The organism is Pseudomonas sp. 05N434 (assembly GCF_056396965.1).
This window is the reverse complement of sequence record NZ_JBFTMK010000264.1, coordinates 1-6731: the sequence shown is the minus strand read 5'-3', so window position 1 is coordinate 6731 and position 6731 is coordinate 1. Positions and strand designations below refer to the sequence as shown.

The window sequence follows — 6731 nt, the reverse complement described above, 5'->3', positions numbered from 1 at the left end:
GGACTGCTGAGGAGACACTCTGTGAGCGAACTCATTCGCGTACCTGACATCGGCAGCGGTGAAGGTGAAGTAATTGAACTGTTTGTGAAGGTCGGCGACCGTATCGAAGCCGATCAGAGCATCCTGACGCTGGAATCGGACAAGGCGAGCATGGAAGTGCCTGCGCCTAAGGCCGGCATCATCAAGAGCCTGAAAGTGAAGCTGGGCGATCGCCTGAAAGAAGGCGACGAACTGCTGGAACTGGAAGTCGAAGGTGCCGCTGCGCCAGCCCCTGCGGCTGCTGCGCCAGCTGCCAAAGCTGAAGCCAAACCGGCTGCCGCACCTGCGCCAGCGGCGCCTGCTGCCGCGCCGGCTGCTGCCAGCATCCAGCAAGTGCACGTGCCGGACATCGGTTCGTCGGGCAAGGCCCAGATCATCGAGATCCAGGTCAAGGTCGGCGACACCGTCGAGGCTGATCAGTCGCTGATCACCCTGGAATCCGACAAGGCCAGCATGGAAATCCCTTCGCCCGCTGCTGGCGTGGTCAAGGCCATCAGCGTCAAGCTCAACGACGAAGTCGGCACGGGCGACCTGATTCTGGATCTGGAAGTGGCGGGTGCTGCGGCCCCTGCTGCTGCCGCTCCTGCCCAGGCTGCTGCGCCTGCTGCCGCTGCTCCGGCGCCAGCCGCCGCGGCTCCGGCTGCACCGGTTGCCGACAGCGTTCAGGACATTCACGTCCCGGACATCGGTTCGGCGGGCAAGGCCAAGATCATCGAAGTACTGGTCAAGGCTGGCGACACTGTTGCCGCCGATCAGTCGCTGATCACCCTGGAATCCGACAAGGCGAGCATGGAAATCCCATCGCCTGCCGCTGGCGTGGTGGAAAGCATTTCCATCAAGCTGGATGACGAAGTCGGTACCGGCGACCTGATCCTGAAGCTGAAAGTCAAAGGCGCGGCACCTGCTGCAGCCCCGGCTCCGGCTGCCGCTGCCGCGCCGAGTGCTCCAGCGCCTGCCGCTGCCGCTCCGGCTGCCGCCGCTCCTGCTGCTGCCCCGGCTGCTGCCCCGGCTGCTGCTCCTGCCAAGCCTGGCGCGAAAGTTCACGCCGGCCCTGCCGTGCGTCAACTGGCTCGCGAGTTCGGCGTCGAGCTGAGCGCTGTCGGCGCCAGCGGTCCGCACGGTCGCATCCTGAAGGAAGACGTTCAGGTTTACGTCAAGGCCATGATGCAGAAGGCCAAGGAAGCTCCGGCCGCTGCAGCTGGTGCAACCGGCGGCGCGGGCATCCCGCCGATTCCGGTCGTGGACTTCAGCCGCTTCGGCGAAATCGAAGAAGTGCCGATGACACGCCTGATGCAGGTCGGCGCTGCCAACCTGCACCGCAGCTGGCTGAACGTGCCGCACGTGACGCAATTCGACTCGGCGGATATCACCGAGCTGGAAGCGTTCCGTAACGCCCAGAAAGCCGTTGCAGAGAAGGCCGGCGTCAAGCTGACCATCCTGCCGCTGCTGCTCAAGTCCTGCGCACACCTGCTCAAGGAACTGCCGGACTTCAACAGCTCGCTGGCACCAAGCGGCAAAGCGATCATCCGCAAGAAATACGTGAACATCGGCTTCGCCGTCGACACCCCGGATGGCCTGCTGGTACCGGTCATCAAGAACGTCGACCAGAAGAGCCTCCTGCAACTGGCCGCCGAAGCTGCTTCCCTGGCTGAGAAAGCCCGGACCAAGAAGCTTTCGTCGGACGAGATGCAAGGCGCCTGCTTCACCATTTCCAGCCTCGGCCACATTGGCGGCACCGGCTTCACGCCGATCGTCAACGCGCCGGAAGTGGCGATCCTCGGTGTTTCCAAGGCAACCATCCAGCCAGTCTGGGACGGCAAAGCCTTCCAGCCGAAACTGATGCTACCGCTGTCGCTGTCCTACGATCACCGTGTGATCAACGGCGCCGCTGCTGCACGCTTCACCAAGCGTCTGAGCGACCTGCTGGCGGACATCCGCACCATCCTGCTGTAACACCGACTGGCCCTCCCCTCACGGAGGGCCAATCGCGTTCCACGTTTTCCGAGCGCCACGCTCGTACCTCAACCCCGTCGATTTGGCGGGGCTTTTTTTTGCCCTGAAGAAAGCCCTCCGCGTTTCAGCATCCTATGTAGCAGCTGTCGAGCTTGCGAGGCTGCTGCTACGGGATTGACCCTCTTCGTGCCTTATTCCTACATCTAAGGCTTACGCCACCTACAACCCCAGTCCACTTCTGCCCGATATTTTTCTCCAGCCAATAACTAGGCTTAGTTCGGAGATTTCTAATAGAAACCTCGATGACTTAATTTGCTTAGTTAGCATTACCTCGAATGGATTCGAACATGTTCAAACCAACTGTCGGCCCAATTATCGGCCATACCACAACTAACCATGCGCGTATTTTCTTGCGCGGTGAATTACAGAACGACGCCTTGGTATTTGCGGGCATCCGTTATCGACGCACAGGCGAGAAACTCTGGTCCAAAGGCGTATTTGCAAAACTGTCCGTCTTGCGCGACATGTCCGATGTCATTGCACTCAATGACCTGGTCACCGACACCGACTATGAGTACCAGGCAGGCTGGTTCAGCCCCATGAGCCCGGTGCATACCGTGGAGACAGTTCAGGAACTGCCGCTGCAATGGCCACGGGAGATTTACCGCTTTCGCACGCAGTCCAGCAAAATCTGCCAGCCACGGGCCTATATCGTCGGCTCGTGTCGTTACCTGCGAATGACCGCCGGCATTGCGTCGGCCCCACAGTTGGGCGACCGGATTTTTGCCTCGATCAACAGCCTGGCGGACAGCGCCGAACCGCCCGTCAGTGCCATGCTGATGACTGGCGATCAGATTTACGTCGACGACTTGAACCTCGTGGCCCCCGACCGGGAATACAAGGACATTCTCAAAAAATACCGCACAGCCTTTTCGCAGCCTCATATTTCCAAGTTAATGTCGGGCATGCCGACTTACATGATCCTCGACGACCATGAAATAGAAGACAACTGGCCCGCCAACAAAAGTAACGCCGATGATTACTTATACAAAAACGCCATTGCAGCATATGAGTTATATCAAGCCAGTCACAGCCCCACGTATGAGCTGCTGGCCAATGGGCAAGTAAGCAAAAGACTGGAAAAGTATTGGTATCAGTTCTCCGAGGGTGATATCGGGTGGTTTGTCACCGACAGTCGAACCCGACGCAATCTGTCGGCCAACGACCGGCGCATCCTTGACGAAGAACAGGAACAGGCCCTGCTCAAATGGCTGATCAATAACCCGGCCCGGGTCAAATTCGTGGTCACCAGTGTCATGTTCTATCCCGACCGTAAACTTCACGGTGATGACGCTTGGAAAGCCTTCCCGGAGCAACGCCTACGGCTGCTGGAGACGATTCGTACACGCCGTATCAAAAACGTCTTGTTCATCTCCGGCGATGTCCACGGCTCCCTCACCAGTCGCCTGACCCACAGCGAGGACCCGGATTTCGAAGTCCACACCATCGTGTCTTCACCGTTGTGCAACAGCAAACTGCTGCCGTACGCCAAGGCATCGACCTTCATCCTCGATCAGGCCCTGGCCCGAACAGCGGCAGGCGACTATCGGCATGAACTGACCAGCGAGGTGATCAGCCAGGACAACTTCGCGCATCTGATCGTCGAGGCCGAGCAGGTTCGCGTCAATTATCACGATCGGGATGGCAAGCCATTGCAGTCGATCAGCATCAAATTTCGTTGATCCCTCGAAAAGATCACAGCCTTCGGCAGCCCCTACGGGCTGCAATCTTTTGGCCCACAACATTACTTTTTGACGCCTCGCTGGAGAAAACTGTGCGCCTGCCGACATATTCTTATAGCACTTGGCCTTCATGTCTCTTGTCAGTCGGTGTCGCAATGATGCAACCTTGCCGCAGGCAACAGTAAAGAGGGCGAGAGCCCGGCGCGATCAGCATATTCGAAGCGAGTTTCCTTCAATGAAAAGCCAACCCGATGCCGCCAGCCGTATGGTGGCCGAGGTAGTGACGCAGTTGCCTGTGCCCTCGCGGCTCGGCATGCTGCGTTTCGAACGGCTGAATGAACCAAGCTGGGCGCTGCTGTTTCTCGATCCTAATTGCGAACGACAGTTCGGCCTGCCGGCGGTGGAGCTTTGTGCTCTGGTCGGCTCGCCCTACGCCAGCCTGATGGAGCCCGAAGCGCGCTATCAACTGCATGACACGATCCAGCAGCAACTCACCGAAAGCCCGCATTACCTGATCCGCTACACCTTGCACACCGCCGCCGGCGTTCTGAGCCTGCTGGAACTTGGCGAAGCCTACAAACAACACAATCGGCACCTGCTGCGCGGCTACCTGATGGTGGTGGACGGCCTGTTCGACGGCGAACCCTTGCTGCCGGCGCTGGATCTGGAAACCCAGAACTCACGCCTGCAAATCGCCCTGGAACTCAATCAACGTGCCCAGCAGGAACAACTGCAGCACCTGGACCGGGTGCGCGCCCAGCAAGACCTGATCCTGCTGCTGACCCGCCAGCGCTATAGCACCAACAACTCCCTGCAAGAAGCCGCCGAACTGATCACCCGCAGCGCCTGCGACATCTATGAAATCGACTGCGCCAGCCTGTGGAACCTCGATGGCTCGCTACTGACGCCGATCTCGGCCTATCACCGTGCCACCCGCAATCACCAACTGCCGAAGCCGATCGACGCCAGTGGTTTTCCCGATTACCTCGAGGCCTTGCACACCGGCCGCGCCATCGACGCCCACAACGCCATGCGCGACCCGCGCACCCGGGAAATCGCCGAGTACCTGCGCCCGCGCGACGTCAACGCCATGCTCGACGCCAGCATCCGCGTCGATGGCCAGGTGGTCGGCGTGCTCTGCCTGGAACAGATCGGGGCGACCCGCGCCTGGCAATCGGACGAAATCGCCTTTGCCGGCGAACTGGCGGATCAATTCGCCCAAGTCATCAACAACCACAACCGCCGTACCGCCACCAGCGCCCTGCACCTGTTCCAGCGTGCAGTGGAGCAAAGCGCCAACGCCTTTCTGCTGGTCAATTGCGACGGCGTGGTGGAGTACGTCAACCCAAGCTTCACCGCGATCACCCAGTACACCACCGAGGAAGTCCACGGTCAGCGGCTGTCGGAACTGCCGGCGCTGGAAAACCTCAGCGAACTGCTGTTCGACGCTCCGTCGGCGCTGGCCAAAAGCAACAGCTGGCAGGGCGAGTTCAAGAGCCGACGTAAAAACCTCGAACCCTACTGGGGCCAGTTGTCGATTTCCAAGGTCTACGGCGACAACCGTGAGCTGACGCACTACATCGGCATCTACGAAGACATCACCCAGACCAAGCTCGCCCAGCAACGAATCGAGCGCCTGGCTTACACCGATAACCTGACCAACCTCGGCAACCGCCCGGCGTTCATCCGCAACCTCGATGAGCGCTTCGCCCGAGACAGCGATACACCCATCAGCCTGCTGCTGGTGGACATCGACAATTTCAAGCGGATCAACGACAGCCTCGGCCACCAGACCGGCGACAAACTGCTGATCAGCCTGGCGCGGCGCCTGCGCAACAGCCTGAGTTCGAGCGGCAGTCTGGCGCGGTTTGCCAGTAACGAATTCGCGGTGCTGCTGGACGACACTGACCTCTCGGCGGGCCAGCAGGTTGCCAATCAATTGCTGGCAACCCTCGACAAACCGATGTTCGTCGACAAMCAGTTGATCAGCGTCACCGGCTCCGTGGGCCTGGCCTGCGCGCCGCTGCACGGTCGCGACCCACAGACGCTGATGCGCAACGCCGGCCTGGCGCTGCACAAGGCCAAGGCCAACGGCAAACACCAGGTGCAAGTGTTCACCGAAGCGCTGAACGCCGAGGCCAGCTACAAACTGTTCGTCGAAAACAACCTGCGCCGAGCCCTGACCCAGAACGAGCTGGACGTGTTCTACCAGCCCAAGCTGTGCCTGCGCAGCGGTCGCTTGCTGGGCATGGAAGCGCTGTTGCGCTGGAACCATCCGGAAAAAGGCATGATCCGCCCGGACCAATTCATCAGCGTGGCCGAAGAAACCGGGCTGATCATCCCGATCGGCAAATGGATCGCCCGTCAGGCCTGCCGCATGAGCAAAGACCTGACCGCCGCTGGCCTGGGCAACCTGCAAGTGGCGATCAACCTGTCGCCCAAGCAGTTCTCCGACCCGGACCTGGTGGCGTCCATCGCCAACATCCTCAAGGAAGAAGCGCTGCCGGCGAACCTGCTGGAGTTGGAACTGACCGAAGGCCTGCTGCTGGAAGCCACCGAAGACACGCACTTGCAGCTCGATCAGCTCAAGCGTCTGGGCCTGACCCTGGCGATGGACGACTTCGGCACCGGTTACTCGTCGCTCAGTTACTTGAAAAAATTCCCGATCGACATCATCAAGATCGATCGAAGCTTCATCCACGAAATCCCCGACAACCAGGACGACATGGAAATCACCTCCGCCGTGATTGCCATGGCCCACAACCTGAAACTCAAGGTCGTGGCTGAAGGCATCGAGACTGCCGAGCAACTGGCCTTCCTGCGCCGCCACCGCTGCGACGTCGGCCAGGGCTACCTGTTCGACCGACCGATCCCGGGCTCCGAGCTGATCGAAAAGCTCAAACGCTACCCACGCGGCCCAATCGCCTGACAGCGACGTAACACTCGGGCAAACTGGCAGTCTGTATTTACATCTCAACCTGACTGAGAGGACTGATC

At 60.0% G+C, this 6731-nt stretch carries 3 protein-coding genes; all 3 read left to right on the top strand.

Annotated elements, in window-relative coordinates; translation table 11 throughout:
• Positions 1-21 precede the first annotated feature (21 nt).
• The 3 genes from aceF to AC1DLB_RS17265 all read left to right on the top strand — a co-directional run bounded on the left by aceF (position 22) and on the right by AC1DLB_RS17265 (position 6663).
• Positions 22-1992, top strand: coding sequence for a dihydrolipoyllysine-residue acetyltransferase (gene aceF, locus AC1DLB_RS17275; protein ID WP_477744213.1), 1971 nt, complete (start codon positions 22-24; stop codon positions 1990-1992).
• A gap of 347 nt (positions 1993-2339) precedes the next feature.
• On the top strand, positions 2340-3734 hold the full coding sequence (locus AC1DLB_RS17270) for an alkaline phosphatase D family protein (protein WP_477744214.1): 1395 nt from the start codon (positions 2340-2342) through the stop codon (positions 3732-3734).
• A 235-nt stretch (positions 3735-3969) separates the two neighbouring features.
• The gene (locus AC1DLB_RS17265; RefSeq protein ID WP_477785337.1) at positions 3970-6663 is read left to right on the top strand and encodes a putative bifunctional diguanylate cyclase/phosphodiesterase; all 2694 of its coding nucleotides are present in this window, start codon (positions 3970-3972) and stop codon (positions 6661-6663) included.
• Positions 6664-6731 lie beyond the last annotated feature (68 nt).

Coding starts and splice junctions, on each gene's coding strand:
- AC1DLB_RS17270 (WP_477744214.1), top strand. CDS start 2,340: ATGTTCAAACCAACTGTCGGCCCAATTATCGGCCATACCACAACTAAC.